Annotated in this window: 13 protein-coding genes; 11 read left to right on the forward strand and 2 right to left on the reverse strand. The window is 44.0% G+C overall.

Annotated elements, in window-relative coordinates; all coding sequences use genetic code 11:
• Window positions 1-253: 253 nt before the first annotated feature.
• Complete coding sequence (locus B3O12_RS09035) at window positions 254-1,375, forward strand: serine hydrolase domain-containing protein (RefSeq protein ID WP_286756051.1); 1,122 nt, start codon at window positions 254-256, stop codon at window positions 1,373-1,375.
• A gap of 243 nt (window positions 1,376-1,618) precedes the next feature.
• Here B3O12_RS09035 and B3O12_RS09040 read toward each other — a convergent pair whose 3' ends face one another.
• Window positions 1,619-2,308, reverse strand: a complete 690-nt coding sequence (locus tag B3O12_RS09040) for an SDR family oxidoreductase (RefSeq protein WP_286744949.1) — start codon at window positions 2,306-2,308, stop codon at window positions 1,619-1,621.
• A gap of 221 nt (window positions 2,309-2,529) precedes the next feature.
• Between B3O12_RS09040 and B3O12_RS09045 the strand changes: the two genes are divergently transcribed.
• The 10 genes from B3O12_RS09045 to B3O12_RS09090 all read left to right on the forward strand — a co-directional run bounded on the left by B3O12_RS09045 (window position 2,530) and on the right by B3O12_RS09090 (window position 14,246).
• Window positions 2,530-3,093: a hypothetical protein gene (locus B3O12_RS09045; protein WP_286756052.1), complete on the forward strand. Its 564-nt coding sequence runs from the start codon at window positions 2,530-2,532 to the stop codon at window positions 3,091-3,093.
• A gap of 166 nt (window positions 3,094-3,259) precedes the next feature.
• Window positions 3,260-5,668: a TonB-dependent receptor gene (locus B3O12_RS09050; RefSeq protein ID WP_286756053.1), complete on the forward strand. Its 2,409-nt coding sequence runs from the start codon at window positions 3,260-3,262 to the stop codon at window positions 5,666-5,668.
• Window positions 5,669-5,740: 72 nt separating this feature from the next.
• On the forward strand, window positions 5,741-6,058 hold the full coding sequence (locus B3O12_RS09055; RefSeq protein ID WP_286756054.1) for a hypothetical protein: 318 nt from the start codon (window positions 5,741-5,743) through the stop codon (window positions 6,056-6,058).
• On the forward strand, window positions 6,058-6,333 hold the full coding sequence (locus tag B3O12_RS09060; RefSeq protein WP_286756056.1) for a hypothetical protein: 276 nt from the start codon (window positions 6,058-6,060) through the stop codon (window positions 6,331-6,333). The genes B3O12_RS09055 and B3O12_RS09060 overlap by 1 nt, the downstream gene beginning before the upstream one ends.
• Before the next feature lie 13 nt (window positions 6,334-6,346).
• The gene (locus B3O12_RS09065) at window positions 6,347-8,395 is read left to right on the forward strand and encodes a PepSY domain-containing protein (RefSeq protein WP_286756057.1); all 2,049 of its coding nucleotides are present in this window, start codon (window positions 6,347-6,349) and stop codon (window positions 8,393-8,395) included.
• A 166-nt stretch (window positions 8,396-8,561) separates the two neighbouring features.
• Window positions 8,562-9,185, forward strand: coding sequence for a helix-turn-helix transcriptional regulator (locus tag B3O12_RS09070; RefSeq protein WP_286744937.1), 624 nt, complete (start codon window positions 8,562-8,564; stop codon window positions 9,183-9,185).
• A gap of 319 nt (window positions 9,186-9,504) precedes the next feature.
• Window positions 9,505-11,763: a TonB-dependent receptor plug domain-containing protein gene (locus tag B3O12_RS09075; protein WP_286756058.1), complete on the forward strand. Its 2,259-nt coding sequence runs from the start codon at window positions 9,505-9,507 to the stop codon at window positions 11,761-11,763.
• Window positions 11,760-12,848 (forward strand): HmuY family protein, encoded by a 1,089-nt coding sequence (locus B3O12_RS09080; protein WP_286756059.1) that lies wholly within the window; start codon window positions 11,760-11,762, stop codon window positions 12,846-12,848. Before B3O12_RS09075 ends, B3O12_RS09080 begins: the two co-directional genes overlap by 4 nt.
• A 4-nt stretch (window positions 12,849-12,852) precedes the next feature.
• On the forward strand, window positions 12,853-13,329 hold the full coding sequence (locus B3O12_RS09085) for a DoxX family protein (protein WP_189630197.1): 477 nt from the start codon (window positions 12,853-12,855) through the stop codon (window positions 13,327-13,329).
• Window positions 13,326-14,246: a DUF6607 family protein gene (locus tag B3O12_RS09090; protein WP_286756061.1), complete on the forward strand. Its 921-nt coding sequence runs from the start codon at window positions 13,326-13,328 to the stop codon at window positions 14,244-14,246. Before B3O12_RS09085 ends, B3O12_RS09090 begins: the two co-directional genes overlap by 4 nt.
• A gap of 75 nt (window positions 14,247-14,321) precedes the next feature.
• Here B3O12_RS09090 and B3O12_RS09095 read toward each other — a convergent pair whose 3' ends face one another.
• The gene (locus B3O12_RS09095; RefSeq protein ID WP_286756062.1) at window positions 14,322-15,491 is read right to left on the reverse strand and encodes a 6-bladed beta-propeller; all 1,170 of its coding nucleotides are present in this window, start codon (window positions 15,489-15,491) and stop codon (window positions 14,322-14,324) included.
• Window positions 15,492-15,736: the final 245 nt, after the last annotated feature.

The raw sequence follows: 15,736 nt of genomic DNA on the forward strand, positions 1-15,736 counted from the left end.
GTCCTGTTTTCGGGGAAGGCTACAAAAAAGGGAAGGCTACAAAATGATCAAGTATTATCTGAACTAACTAAACGATAACTTCTTCCTTTCTACTCAACACTTTTGCAAAGTGTGTAAGCTTTTATATTTTTTTATATTCAACACCTCTTCACCAACACACAAGGCAAAGACTAACTTTCATGGATGTTCCTACCCCCCTTATTAGGAAATAGTTTCTTATTGAATACAGCGGATAATAACGAAGGCACTCATTATGAAAAACCGAATGATAAAATATTTAACCGTAACAATTGGAGTCATAGTTTCAGGTTGTTCGAATGGGCAAACAACAACCGCAATAAACGGTATTCAAAACACTACAAAAGGAATTACTCAAGAACAATCTGACCTAATATTTAACAACACCAAGACATTTCCAAACAACACACAGTTGTCGATTGCTCTTATCAAAAACGGGGAAGTTGACTTTGTTGGGGTCAAAAGAACTGATGACACCATTAGGCGAATTGAAAATTTTAGGGAGGTCTTTGAAATTGGTTCGATAACCAAGGTGTTTACGGCCACTCTATTATCCGATTTAGTCAACAACCAGACCTTGGAATTAGATGACAACATCCAGGATTATGTCGACTTTAAAATTAAACTGGAAGAAGGAATAACCTTCAAAGAGCTGGCAAATCATACTTCCGGACTACCAAGGCTACCTTCAAATCTAAACCTCATGCTTGCTGACCGAGACAATCCTTACAAAGATTACGATGAGGAGAAGCTGAAAGAATATCTAACCACTGAGATCCAACTGGGTCAAGAGCCCGGTGTTAAGTATGAATACTCCAATCTTGGCGCTGGAATTTTAGGGTTCGAATTGGCCCTCATTACAAATACACCCTATGAATCTCTATTGCAAGAGAAAATCTTCCGGAAATATAAAATGAGCAACTCCACAAGCGAAAGGGAGCGCATAGAATCTAAACTCGTAAAAGGCTTGAAGCCCAACGGCAAAGAAGCTCCAAACTGGGATTTTGGTGCTTTAGCAGGTGCTGGAGCAATATTTTCTACAGCGGAAGACTTATCAAAATTTGCTTTGGCTCAATTCGATAATAAAAACACAGAACTGGCCTTAACCCAAGCGCCCACATATGAAGTTAATGACAACATGCAAATAGGGCTTGGGTGGCACATTCTCCAAAGGAAAAATGGTAGGGAGTTGATTTGGCACAATGGAGGAACAGGAGGCTATACTTCGTCCATGGCTTTAGATTTAGAAAATAGAAATGGAATAATAATACTGTCTAATGTTTCCGCTTTTAATCCGAACATGAGAAATATCGACCAATTGTGTTTTGCGCTGATCGATACTTTGGACAACAAATAATCAACTACCGGCACTAGTCATAGGCGATTGCCCTTCTCTCGCGCGAGAACTATGGGGAGAGTTCACAGGCCTTATACTCGGTTCTCCTGAATGGGAAGGATCATTATAAACCTATAAAAAATGCCCAACCACTTCTGCAGTCGGGCTACTCTATAGTTTGTCTTTAGTTCGGAAAAGAAACACCACCTCTCTGTTCCTTGCCCTACTGGTTTAGTCTAAAATCTAATGCTCTGGCACTTAACCTTACCCCTTCGGCTTTAAAGGCCTCACTTCCACATCTACCACATGGTAGTTAGGGTGAGTTTGCAAAGCACCCAAAACGGTTTGCGCTATATCTTCCGGGCGCATCATATGCTCATTGGCATTGGCAAAAGCAATCTTGTCGAAGAAATGAGTATTGGTGCTTCCCGGATAAATGGTAGTTACCTTAATACCGTGGTTACGTAGTTCTTTAAAAATGGAATGTCCTATACCCGTTACGGCATGCTTGGTGCCCACATAACCCGACATGGTTTCCACTCCATTGGTTCCTGCAATGGAAGAAATGTTCACAATATGCCCTTCTTCCATGGCAATCATATCCGGTACGGCCAGCTTGGTGCAATAGAACAGCCCGTGCACATTTACATCAAACATTGCCTTCCAGTCGTTCACATCCATTTCATGGATCAGGCCCTGTACTCCAAAACCTGCATTGTTTACCAGAACTGAAGCCTTGCCGAGTTTTTCGCGAGTGGCTTTAAACGAAGCCTGCACATTGTCCCAGTCGGCCACATCGGTTTTAAAGAAGTGGTAATTTTCATCTTCTATGCTGTTATTGGTTCGCCCCCATCCGGCTACTACCATCCCGGCATTGAGCAATATTTTCACTGTTTCTAAACCAATGCCTTTACTGACACCGGTTACAATAGCTAGTTTTCCTTTTAATTCCATGCTTATTAAATAAATAGAGCGATAAGAAGGTTCGCAGTTTGGTAGAAAAATTTTGTGCTATACTCAGAAGTCTTCAGAGTTTCCATACAATTTCCATATCCCCGAATTAGAAACAATGATACCACAGAAAATTGTAAGGCCTTTTTGAGTTGTCCAAAGATTTTTCGGAATGAGTCCTTAAGTTGAAACACTTAACACCACAATGCTTATCTTTCCTCTTTATGAGCAATAAAAAACCTATACTAGACAGCCAGGCTTACATTACCCTTGGTTACCTGGCCATAGTGGTAATTGGTATGATGTTCGACTACAAATACTACAGCCACTTTGCCATTAACATTTTTGAATACGCAGACATACTGGATTTTTTGCTGGCCCCGGTTAAAAACCTCGAGCTTATTCTATTTGCTTTGGGCAGCCTCATTCTAGTGCTCATTTTCTTCCGGATAGATCAATTTTGGCAAGATCGATGGCCCAAAACCTACAGGCGATTCAATTTTGGAATGTCTATAGAAGCCCTCAAAAAATACAGGCCGTTTATTATTGCTTTGTCCAGCATAGCCTATCTCAATCTGGCTTCTAAATTCTATGGCGACCGAATGTTTGAGCGTTTTCAATCTTCACCGAAAACCGTAGAAGTTGTTTTTCAATCAGACGAAAGGGTGCTTAAGGGAAACCTGATTGGTAAAAACACCGACTACATACTTATGCAAACAGAGGGAAAGGTGATAAAAGCCATACCGGTTTCGTCCGATGTGCAAGAAATAATCATTCACCGCCCTTAAAACCACTTTTTCTAATCCTCCTTACTCCTGGAGACCATCGGCTCTTGAGCCCCTGTCCTCCACGGCACTTCTCTTCTACCACCCCGTTTTTCACTAGAACTAGTGATTGCAGCGGGCGAATGACTGATATACTTTTGCGTCATTATTAAGAATCAGTCTAAATAAGATGAAAAGAATTTTACAGATAATGACCTTGCTGCTTTTTGCAGCCCCCGCTTTGGCTCAAACAGGCCACCTCAAAGGAAAAGTGCTCGACAACAGCCAGGACCCGCTCATTGGAGTAACCGTTATGGTTGTGGGTACCGAGAAAGGAGCAATAACGGATATTGACGGCTCATTCAATATTTCAGGCCTACCGACCGGTACAGCAGTGGTACGCCTCTCTTTTGTAGGGTTTAAAACGGTGGAAATAACCACAACCATTGAGCCCAACAAAACCACCTTGCTGGAAGACATTACTCTATACGAAGGCAATGAGATACTTCAAGATGTGGTGGTAACCGGCAGTCGGGTAAATGCTTTCTCGAGAGAACAAACAGCCTATGTAGCCAAACTTCCGCTTAAAGACCTGGAAAACACCCAGGTATATAGCACCATAACCAGCGATCTGCTGGAATCGCAAACGGTAACCAGCTTTGAAGACGCTCTAAAAAATGCCACGGGAGTGGACAAACTTTGGACGTCTACAGGAAGAGGGGGCGATGGTGCAGGTTACTACAGCCTGAGAGGTTTCTCTGTACAGCCTCAGTTGGTAAATGGTATGCCCGGCTTAACCAACGGTACCATTAATGCGGCTAACATTGAGCGCATTGAAGTGATCAAAGGCCCTTCGGCTACCTTGTTTGGCAACTCGGTAGGTTCGTATGGTGGTATTATTAATGTGGTAACCAAAAAGCCCTTTGTGGGCCGCGGAGGTAGCGTAAACTATACCACTGGCTCTTTCGGACTCAATCAGCTAACGCTCGATTACAACACAGCTCTTGACAGTGAAGAAAATGTTTATTTCCGAATAAACACTTCATACCTCACCAAAGGCAGCTTTCAGGATGCCGGGTTTCGCGAAACTTTTTTTATAGCCCCCTCACTTTCTTACAGAGTAAACAACCGCTTGAGTTTCAACTTCTATGGGGAAATTACAGAAGCCACACAAACCAACCCCACTATGCTTTTCTTAAACCGTGCTGCCCCAAGTGAGGCTGGTTCTTTGGAAGAGTTGGGCTACAACAACGAGCTGTCGTTTACCAGCAACCACCTAACGCTTTCTAACCCTACGAGCAACTTTAGGGCAGAGGCCAACTACAAACTTTCCGACAATTGGACCTCTCAAACACTGGTATCTACCAGCCATACCACTACAGACGGCTACTATTCATACCTCTACGATTACGGTATTTTAGGTGGCAACACTTTCACCCGCTTTATTAGCAAGCAAAATGCACAAACTAACACCTTCGACATACAACAGAATTTTACCGGTGACTTTCTGTTAGGCGGTATGCGCCACAGAGTGCTAATTGGGCTCGACTACCTGGCTTCCCGCTATGTAGACAACAGCTCAGGGTATGCCTTTTACGGCAATGTGAGACCCAATGGTGAAGCCATTGCCGACAACCCCTTTACTCCTGCTGTAGAAACCGGTAGTTTTCCACTAACCACTGCAGCGGTAGATGCGGCTCTTGCCGCTCAGGGACATGGGTCTACTTCGGTGAAACGCGAGGTGCTTAGCTCTTACATTTCGGATGTGGTAAATATTACCCCTCGATTTTCGGCCATGGCCAGCCTTCGTTTCGACCGGTTTAAAGACAAAGGAAATCTGGAAGGTGTCGGAGGTTACGATCAGTTCACTCTTTCTCCAAAGTTTGGCCTGCTCTACCAGCCGGTAGCCGATAAGCTTTCGATATTTGCCAACTACCAAAACAGCTTTAATAATGTGGCTCCTGCCCTGGTAGGCGACCCTAACAGTGGCCCTCAGTCGCTCAAGGTATTCGACCCGGAGCAGGCCAATCAACTGGAGTTTGGGGTAAAAGCCAATCTTCTAGACTACAGGCTTAATGCCACACTTAGCTATTACGACATTACCGTTAGCGATGTAGTAATGACAGACCCTTCCGACCCGTTCAACCGAATTCAGGAAGGTGAAGTAGTGAGCAGTGGTTTTGAGCTGGAGGTAAATGCCAACCCTATTGATGGTCTAAATCTAAGAGCCACTTTTGCCGACAATGATAGCGAAACCACCAATACAGACAACGCCAACATTGCGGGCAGAAGACCTCTGGGCGCGGGCCCCGAAAAGGTGTATAGCTTCTGGGCAAGTTACAGAACGCACAAAGGTTTGGGTGTTGGAGCCGGTTTCAATGGTGCCAGCGAACGAGCTACCATTAACTATGCCGCTACGGGCAACTTTATACTTCCTGAATACACTATTGCCAATGCATCGGTATTCTACGAGGTATCTAAGTTTAGAATTGCCCTTAAAGTGAATAACCTGTTCAATAAAGAATACTACTCAGGTTGGACCACCATAACACCACAGGAGCCAAGGGCATTCCTGGCCAGCTTTAAGTACTCATTTTAATAGTAATGTCAGCCAGATATGCCGGAGTTTTGCCTTTGGGCTAGCTTCGGCACTATCTGTTTAATTTCTTCTATGATTAGCATTTGTGCATTCGTAATTCTTGCCGGTTGGTACAGCTTTTATTTAGCCTCAAACAGGTTGAGGGCACTTCAGGCAAACACAACCGTATGGCCTCAAAGATACCTGAAACTGACAGGCTGGTGTACATTTCTGGTGGCCTTTAGCCTGCTCATTTGGTGCTACGGATGGGGTGCAGCTATTGCCTATGGTCTTTTGTTGAGCATGCTCATGCTCTCCTTGTTGGTGACCCTATACCCTATGCGTATAATTGGTAAATCTGCTCTGGCTATGCTATTCATTCTCTCGCTAACCCTGGAATTATTTATATAATGCCCGCCAACTCCAAATACCTTTCTTCTCCCGGGCAACGCTTTGCCAAGCTAAGTGCCGGCCTTTTGGGAGGCTACCTGCTCTCCGCCACTCTGCACTATGTGCTGGGCATGTGGCTCGGTAATCCCGCTTATGTAGTGGTCACCTCTATTTACAGTCTTTACCTGGTTTGGATGCTCTTGTTCATAGTTCCTTATTTGTTTACAAACGGCTGGAAGGCCTGGGCCTACTACCTTGGAATAATGCTCGCCTTGCTGTTACTCTCCACTCTATAACCGAAGCCAACACATGACAGATTCAGGCAAACGCAACTACCACGTTTTTTTTCATCTACATACCGTATCGGGCATTGTCATCAGCACCGCTTTGTTCATAATTTTCTTTTGTGGTGCCTTTGCCCTCATAAAAGATGAAATAACCGCTTGGGAGAAAGGCAAAAGGGTTTTTCAGGAAGAAGCCCTCAATATAGACTATGATCGTGCCATAGACAGCATAAAAGTGGCCGACTATGATTTGTATGGGCGCGATTTGAGGATTTTAGTACCCGATGCCAAGCAAGAAATCTACTTTCAGCTTAGCGAGTCGCAAGACAGCACCATTACCTTCAAAGACGATCAGGCATATTACTTTTATGTTGATGCGCACGAGTATACTCTCTCGGCCTACTATGCCTTTTATAGTATTGGTGAACTTATATACCGACTGCACTTTTTCTCTCAAATCCCCTATGTAGGCATATACCTGGCCGGTTTTGTGGCCTTCTTCTTTCTGCTTGCCATTGTCAGCGGTGTTATTATCCACTGGAAAAAAATCGTCTCTAACTTCTATCTTTTCAGGCCACTAGCCAAAGTCAAAACCGTTTGGACCGATGCCCACACGGCTTTGGGTGTCATTGGTCTACCTTTTCAATTTGTGTTTGCCCTCACGAGTTGCTTCTTGTGCATGAGCATTTTTGTACTGGCTCCGGCAAACCTCATGTACAAGGGCAATCAATCTCAAATGATGGAAGAGGTTCGCCCGATGATGAAAGCTTATACCCTGGGAAACCCGGCACAGAGCATTGGCAGCCTGAACGGTCTTATGGAAGAGGTGCAAAATCGTTGGGAAGGTTTCAGGCCAGTACAGGTTTACATCCGCAACTACGGAGCCGATAACATGATTTTTCAGGTAGACGGCATGGTTATGAACCAAAAGAAGTTCGTAGCCCATGGTAGGGCCGTATACGATGTAGCCAGCCGTGAACTCATTGCTCAAAAATTGCCTGATGAGTGGAATTATCTGGAAGGTGTGGAAACAGTTGTTCGTGCCTTACACTTTGGCGATTGGGGTGGGTATACCCTCAAAATAGTATACTTCATTTTGGCACTAATTACCTGCTTTGTCATTATCAGTGGCGTGCTAATATGGCTTACTGCCCGGGAAAAGAAAAGCATCTCTCCGAGTCAACGGTTATTCAACCGGAAAGTAGGCCATGTATTCATTGCCATTTGCATGTCTATATACCCGGTGACAGCCTTCGCCATGATTGTCGCCCGTCTTATTCCGCGCGAAATGGACGCCAGTCGTCAAAGCATTCTTTACCTAGCCTTTTTTGTGATTGGGCTTTTTGTGGTGTTGTTCTTCCGGTTCAAACGCAACAACCACTTTACCACCCGATATTCCCTGCTTGCCGGTGCCGTATTGGGCTTACTAATTCCTCTAGTCAACGGAATGGTTTCGGGCAACTGGTTTTGGACAATGCTGGCCGAAAACCAGATAGAAATAGCCCTGGTAGATATGGTGTGGATATCGCTAAGCGCAACCGCCCTGTTTACCCTAAACAAGCTAAAAAAACCAGAGCCGCTGGTTCCTTCTCACGAGGAGCTACTGGCTATGCAGAAAGAAGAATTTATCAACGAATTGACCGCTCTACCCAAAACTGAAAAAACCATGAAATACAAAATTGCAATACTCTGGCTAGCCAGCGCCATTGGCTTTATACTACATGGTATGTACGGACTTTACGGGGTCTATTACCATGAAAGTCTGATGATGGAAGACGCCACCGGAGAAGTGCCTCTGGCACACCACCTATGGCGGGTTGGACTGGAAGGTATGGCCTTCCTCCTTTCTGTACTGTGTCTGGAACTTCGGGCACGATGGTTCTATTGGACAGCCTTTACCTGGGCCATTTTACACGGCCTCTTCAATGTATATCATCTGGCCACGGCATTGATGTATGAACCATCTAACCTCTCGGAAATACTAGCCCTGGCCGTAATGGTGGTAATTAGTGTATTTCTGATAAAGGCCTTCCGGGAATGGAACAAAGAACTGATAGTGAACCCTAAAGAATAACAGGGTTTCGGGGGCACTTCTTCCCACTGTTTGGTTTTGGCCACAACCAAAGCCCGCTGCTTATGGCCATATGAATTGATGGTAGGTAAAACAACTTGATAAAAAGGTGCCCTGCTATTGATTTAGCTATTACTTTTGCATTGTTTTTATTCAGTCTAAATAAGAATTGAGATTTAGTGTAGCCATATACGACCCACAATACCTTACCCGGCAGGGTATGAAAGCCGTAGTGGAGAAAGTTACACAAGCCCAGGACATACATCTTCTTAAAACCGATCAAAACCTGGAAGATCAGGTATATAGAATTGAACCCCAATTGCTCACCCTGGAATATAAGGGAAGGCACACCATACAACCCCAAACCCTGGAGCGGATAAAACAGCGTTTGCCCGATACTCGTGTATTGATTATATCGGATGATGACGATGCCCTGATGATTAAGCAATACCTTGGTTTGGGTATTGAAGGGTTTCTAACCAAACAATGCTCTACTCATGAACTCACCAAAGCTGTAAACAGCATAATGAGTGGCGGCAAGTTTTACTGCCAACGCATAATAGAAGTCATCACTCAAAAAGACATTCCCAATGCCATGGAACTGTCAGACAGGGAAATGCAGGTTATTCGCTACATAGGCAAGGGACTTTCTTCCGAAAGAATTGCCACAGAACTTAATGTGAGCATTCACACCGTAAACTCTCACCGCAAAAATGTACTCAAAAAACTTGGTCTGAAGTCTCCTACCGAGCTAATCGTATATGCCGTTAAACAGGGCTGGGTGTCCATTTGAGCACGACTATATTCGTATATACCATCGGGTATTAAAAGCCTTTGCACAGGCTATTGTCCTTTCGAAGAAACGGTCTGAAATAAATAAAAACCCTCCGGTCAATGGATCATTAACCGGCTTAAAAACCATTCGCCAGGCTTAGAGGCTAAGCTGTCAGCTTTAAGCTTCAGCCTTTTCCCTTCTCTTTCCTCCCCCCTGACTTGTTGCTTCATCATTTTCCTACACTACTAGAACTAGTGATTTTCTTTTACTAGAAGTAGCGATTTCCCGGCAGGCATGGGTACTATACTTTTGTTACTATTAAGAATCATTCTAAATAATGAATCAAATAGCCCGGATCATCTTACTAGCTGTCATTTGCATTCCTGCCCAAGCCCAGCAATTGGTTTTTATGGATGAAGAAGAGCAGGTGGGCATTCCATATTTAACTGTTATTGTAAGCGAACAGGCGCGTACCTTACACCTATTTACCGATGCCCAGGGAAGGCTAAACTTACCGGCTCTCAATTACCCTGTTCGCCTGCAAACATCGCACATAAACTATCCGGCACTTTCAGACACCTTGCGTTCGGCAACCAATAAAACCTACGGACTCAAAGCTAAAACCAATGCACTGAATGATGTGATTGTTACGGGGCAATTTGCTCCTCAGTCTATGCGAAACTCCGTATTTCGAGTAGCCACTATAACCCGTGAGGAAATTGAAAACCGGGGTGCCATAACTCTGGAACAGGCCTTACAAAATCGACTGAACATGCGTATTTCGCAAGACCTGGCCATTGGTAATGCTACGGTCAGTCTCCAGGGTATTTCCGCGCAAAATGTAAAGATTCTCATTGATGGGGTACCACTGGTGAATCGTAATGGCAATGGCAATGCGGCCGACCTTAGCCAGATTAACCTTCAACAGATTGAACGTCTCGAAATAGTGGAAGGCCCAATGGCCATAAACTACGGAGCTAATGCTTTGGCTGGCGTGGTTAACTTAATTACCAAAAAAGACTTTGAGCGATCTACCGAAGTAAGCGCCTTCGTGCAATCCGAAACTGCTGGCCATGAAGCCGGCCCACGAAATGGTAAGCACGTTCAGTCACTTCAGGTAAATAAAAAACTGAGTAAGAAATGGTCATTGCTAAGCCATATTCAACACAACGATTTTCAGGGATTTACAGGCTCCGCCCCATTGAGAACTCACGAATGGAACCCGAAGAACCAGCTCTTGGGTAGCCTGCTCGTAAAATTTGAGACTCCTAAGAAAAGTATCTATTACAGAGGTGAGGCCCTGAACGAGCTGATTGAAGACTTTGGCCGCCCACAGAATAACTTTCAGCCCAACGGGCAAAATCAGCCTTTCGCCATAGATGAAACATATACCTCACAGCGCCATACCCATCAGTTACAGGCCGAGGGTCGTTCGGATGTTTTCAAACAATACAACCTGTTTCTTTCTTTCTCGGACTTTCAACGCCAAAAATCACGCTTTTCTAAAAACCTTATCAATGGAGAGGAACGATTAACAACCGGAGAGGGAGATCAGGATCTGAGCACTTATCGGGTGTGGGAGTCCGGAGGAAGCACTCAACTTTCAGTAGGTTCAAAAACAGCCATTCAGTTGGGCTATCAACTGTCGCTCGAAAAAGTAGGGGGAGGACGCATAGCGAAGGGGCATCAGGGAATCGAGGAATATTCGGTATACAGCTCTGCGGAGTGGATGATGCATCCAAAACTTGTGCTGCGTCCCGGGGTTCGCTTTACTCATAATAGTAGCTTTGGTCAACAGCTTATACCTGCTCTTCAGGTAAAATATGAGCTTTCTTCACTCAACCAGCTTCGGCTGTCTTATGGCAGGGGCTTTAGGGCTCCCTCGGTACGTGAGCTTTACTTTGAGTTTGTAGACTCCAACCACCGTATATTTGGCAACCCCAATTTAAAACCGGAAACCTCACATCACGTTGGCCTTAATCTGGTGGCCCACTACTCCCTGGGCAAGCAAGCTGTTCAAACGGATATCAACTTGTTTTATAATCAAATTGAAGATCAGATTGGCATTGGCCAACTGCCCAATGACATTACAAGTGCCACCTATATCAATATAAACCAGTTCAAGACACTGGGTATTAATATTCAAAAACAGGCCACATGGCGAGAGCTCGGTGTAGCTCTTGGGGCAGCATACGTTGGGCGCTCCAACCGGCTTCAAAATCTATCGCCTTCTCTGGAACAATACCTCTATTCTCCCGAGCTAAACGCCCATATAAGCTACCATTTCAAAGCCTGGGGTAGCCGGTTGAATCTATATTACAAATACACCGGAAAGCTTCAATCATACTTTGTTGGTAGCGAAAACAACACCATTCAACTTGGCGGCATAGAGGATTATCACTGGCTTGAAGCCACGATAAACCAGCACATTTCTAAAAGATGGCAAATGCTACTGGGTGCAAGAAACATATTTAACATCCGGCAACTCAGTAATTCAGGAGCAGGTGGTGGTGCCCACAGCAGAGGCAGTTCAGTAGCACTCTCCTACGGCCGGTCTTATTTCATAAAAATCAGCTATAACCTACAATTCAAATGATAAAGATAAAACGAACTCCATTTTATGCTGCCCTTTTGGCGGCAGGCCTCTTCAGTTGTACCGAAGATGATGGCCCTGTAACTATTCCCCCTACCGAAAGTGCCGTTATGGATCCGTCCGTAGGAGGCCCCAATCAGCCTAACCAGGTGTTTGTAGACCTTTCTACCGAAACCCAAACCTCAGTAGCCCGCAACCACTGGGATCTGGCCTTCTATACCGGTTCCGAGTTCAGGGTACTATTAAACAATTCCACATCAGCTCTGGCCGATGAGTTGGCCAAAACAGATTTGACAGCAGTAAGTGCAGAAGACACCACCGGATGGGGTGCGCGACTCGATATCGATGCCATATTTGGAACACTTTTCAGGCCTCAACGTCCGGAATGGCTACCTGAAGCAGCCACCTGGATGGACGATCCCTCGGGAGACCTCTCCACAACTGCCATTGCTTCTATTAAATCCAATGCCGATGACAACCCGGTGTATATCATCAACCGAGGTAAAAACCCCGATGGTAGCCAAAGGGGATGGAAGAAAGTAAAGATTACACGAAACGGCAGTGCCTATATACTTCAGCATGCCAACATTGGGGCAGGAAGCTTTGAACAACTGACCATTCAGAAAAATGCCGACAGCGATTTCGTGTACGTAAGTTTTGAGGATGGCATAGTCTCCGTGGCACCCTCCAAAACGGAGTGGGACATGGTATTTACTGTCTTTACCAACCTGCTTCCCATAGACGCCAGCACCCGAATTCCTTATGCTTACAAAGACTATATTCTTACCAATGCCGGAAGAGTGGAAGTGGCTCAGGTGCAAGCGGAAGGAGATGTGACTTATGAGGGCTTCTCGCACGCACAAATCAGCACTGTTTCTTTTAAATCGCAAGTATCGGCCATTGGTAGTGGCTGGAGGGTTGTTGCCCAACCGGGATCTGACCAACAAACAGGAGTAAAGGAAGATGTGTTCTACATCATTAAAGATACGGAGAGCAATTACTACAAACTGCGCTTCACCCGACTTGTAGACCCTGTCTCGGGAGAGCGCGGCCACCCACAGTTTCAGTACCAACTTCTAGTCCCATAGCATTATGAAGCACATTATTCACTATTTGGTTATTGCCATCAGGCTTGCCTTAGGCATACTCTTTATTTATGCTGGTATTCAGAAGTTTAAGCCGGCTGCACCCAAGCCGGAAACAACGCAAGAAACCACCATTAAAGCCCAGGCAACCGAAGTACCGGAGAATGTTGTAAAAATCAGAGCTTACATTGGAGGGCTCAAGCAAACAGGCTTTTTCTGGCCCATGCTGGGTGTAGCCGAAATTACCTGTGGTCTGCTACTCATTAGCCAGGTATTGGCACTTCTGGGAGCGGTAATGCTCATTCCTCTGACACTAAACATCTTCCTTTTTGAAGTATTCCTTGGGGGAGGCAATGTTGGAGAGATAATTACTCACGGACTCTATTTTGTCGGCAACATTCTACTTCTCGTTCACGGTTATCCACGCCTAAAAGTGGCCTTTCTAACTACAGACAATCAATTCCAAAAAATTATACAAGTATGAAAAAGTTAAGCATCATTGCCCTTTGCCTTCTTAGCGGCTCATTGTGGGCACAAAGCAAAAAGCAGAAAGACAGAGAAGCGATTAAAAGCATGTGCGGTTGCTATGAGGTTCGCTTCAACTTTGCCGAAACTTTTAGCCCTTTGCCGGACTACGAGTTTCATGACAACTATAGCTCGGGAGCGCTCGAGTGGGTAGAACTGGTAGAGGATGAAAAGGATAAAATCTCCATGCAGCACCTCCTAATTGTAGGAAACGGTCAAATCGTAAAGCACTGGAGACAAGACTGGATCTACGAAAACACCCAACTATACAGCTTTATGGGCAATAGCACCTGGCAACGACAAGTGCTAGATAAAAAAGCAGTGAAGGGCCAGTGGACTCAGAAAGTATTTCAGGTAGATGATAGCCCTCGTTACGAAGGAACTGCCACCTGGATTCACCAGGACGGAAGACACTACTGGGAAGCCAGCAGCTACTCACCATTGCCCCGAAGAGAGTTCAGCAAAAGAAACGACTATAACGTGATGTTGAGAGTAAACCGGCATGAATTGACCGGCAATGGATGGATACATGAGCAAGACAACGACAAAATTTTAAGGTCTGCAGAAGGCGACAAGCTTTTAGCGCAGGAGAAAGGATGGAATACTTACCAAAAGGTTGCTGATGAAAAGTGTATAGCTGCCCGGCAATGGTGGGCTAAAAACCAACTCTACTGGAAAGAAGTGCGTGCCGTGTGGGAAGAGGTATATGCTGAAAACTCTGTTCTCACAATTGCCACCAGGCAAAACGATGGACTGCTCTTTGAAAAGATTTTTGCGCTTGGCGATCAGGTAATGGAGCAAGACACATATAATATTCAAGAAATCAGAGCCCAAGTCAAAAGCCTGATATCTTCTCACAAAAGTGAGGGCCAATAGCGAATCATTGGTTTACTTGAGAGGGTGAAGGAGTCATTGATTCTTTCACCCTGATCTTTTATCCTCATATGTCTGTCAGTTTGGGTGAACAAGTTCACAACTCTTGAATTTAAAGAGAAAAACTACCGGATTATCTTCCGGTTTAAATTCCTTCATTCGGTCTACAAAATGATAATACTTCGTTTCCTCCTGTTTAGGATAGAGGCCATTTTCAATGTAGTCCAAAAATGATGAGGGATTCACGACAGATATGAAATAGTCATCCAAAACACCCTTCACAGGACCTTGTGCATAACAATGTAAAACAGAGCTAGTAAGTTTATTATGTATAACCGTTCCCTGTTTTAGGTTGGCAAACTTGGTAATAAATGTTTTGTTGTAAACGTAACTAAAAGTCAAATAGTCATTGGCTTTATAGAAATACGACAAATACCAAACATAGCCCTCAAAGGAGTCAAAAGAGTCATGAACTACTGACTTGGGGATATTCCTATCACCAAAATCAAATTCATATTTCAATTCTACTTCATTCCCATCAACCTTGTAAACTTTATTATCATAATGACCTATGTAGAACAGCTCCTCATTGCTTCGGGTCAAGTAGTTATCTTTTATTCGCCTGGTCTCCCTACCCTCATAAGGGAAATATCTATTTATTAAAGTTCCAGATTCATTTGTAGTGAAAAGATTATATTCCTGATCCTCCATTAACTCATTATAATTATTGAAAATGGCGAATGAAGTAGAGTCGGATGGGTTATATGCCAGAAATCTCGCGAAAGGATAAAATCGGTTTTCCTTTATGAAATTTCCATCTAAATCATAATAAAACAGCTTACTTTTAAATTGATCGAAAATGATCAGTTGCTCCTGCCTTATATCCAAATCTATGTCGGCAATCTTAAAATATTGGCCCGGTCCTTCCCCTTTATCACTGATAACATTAAGAACATCCCCATTAAGATTATAGATAAAAACTGATTGACTCTGTTCATCAAACACAAAAATTCTATCACTTATTCCTAGAATTTTGGAAACCTGACCAATTAGTACTTCATTGGACAAAGGAATCATTATAACCGTATCAAGCAATTCCTCTATATCAATAAAATCTTCATATTCTGGGTCATCCATATTAAAAGTTATCACCCCATCGGTTTGTATTGACCCATTCCGCACATCATCATTATTAGATGAACAGGACAGCAAAATCAGAAGAGCAAAAAGAGCGATACCATTTCTCATGAGCACAATTAAAACTCGTCTATTTTTTCATCAATTTATTCAATTTATAACCTTATTATAAAAATTAAAACAGAGCCACTCATTTAGATCGCATTTATTAGATCCAGTATACTAGCCACAAGCTGTGTCCTCACAGGGTCTTTTAACAACCATTTGTGAAGACACAAATGGAGGCAAGGTTCAGAAGTACACTTCTTGCGACATAAGTATGTAACCCTAAATAACCTGAGTTCGATGTAAGTAAG

Source organism: Roseivirga sp. UBA838, from assembly GCF_002296035.1.
Taxonomy (GTDB): Bacteria; Bacteroidota; Bacteroidia; order Cytophagales; family Cyclobacteriaceae; genus Roseivirga; species Roseivirga thermotolerans.

What these genes read in the sequence shown, in the direction of transcription:
- B3O12_RS09035 (WP_286756051.1), top strand. Translation starts at nt 254, where the DNA reads ATGAAAAACCGAATGATAAAATATTTAACCGTAACAATTGGAGTCATA.
- B3O12_RS09040 (WP_286744949.1), bottom strand. Translation starts at nt 2,308, where the DNA reads ATGGAATTAAAAGGAAAACTAGCTATTGTAACCGGTGTCAGTAAAGGC.
- B3O12_RS09045 (WP_286756052.1), top strand. Translation starts at nt 2,530, where the DNA reads ATGAGCAATAAAAAACCTATACTAGACAGCCAGGCTTACATTACCCTT.
- B3O12_RS09050 (WP_286756053.1), top strand. Translation starts at nt 3,260, where the DNA reads ATGAAAAGAATTTTACAGATAATGACCTTGCTGCTTTTTGCAGCCCCC.
- B3O12_RS09055 (WP_286756054.1), top strand. Translation starts at nt 5,741, where the DNA reads ATGATTAGCATTTGTGCATTCGTAATTCTTGCCGGTTGGTACAGCTTT.
- B3O12_RS09060 (WP_286756056.1), top strand. Translation starts at nt 6,058, where the DNA reads ATGCCCGCCAACTCCAAATACCTTTCTTCTCCCGGGCAACGCTTTGCC.
- B3O12_RS09065 (WP_286756057.1), top strand. Translation starts at nt 6,347, where the DNA reads ATGACAGATTCAGGCAAACGCAACTACCACGTTTTTTTTCATCTACAT.
- B3O12_RS09075 (WP_286756058.1), top strand. Translation starts at nt 9,505, where the DNA reads ATGAATCAAATAGCCCGGATCATCTTACTAGCTGTCATTTGCATTCCT.
- B3O12_RS09080 (WP_286756059.1), top strand. Translation starts at nt 11,760, where the DNA reads ATGATAAAGATAAAACGAACTCCATTTTATGCTGCCCTTTTGGCGGCA.
- B3O12_RS09085 (WP_189630197.1), top strand. Translation starts at nt 12,853, where the DNA reads ATGAAGCACATTATTCACTATTTGGTTATTGCCATCAGGCTTGCCTTA.
- B3O12_RS09090 (WP_286756061.1), top strand. Translation starts at nt 13,326, where the DNA reads ATGAAAAAGTTAAGCATCATTGCCCTTTGCCTTCTTAGCGGCTCATTG.
- B3O12_RS09095 (WP_286756062.1), bottom strand. Translation starts at nt 15,491, where the DNA reads ATGAGAAATGGTATCGCTCTTTTTGCTCTTCTGATTTTGCTGTCCTGT.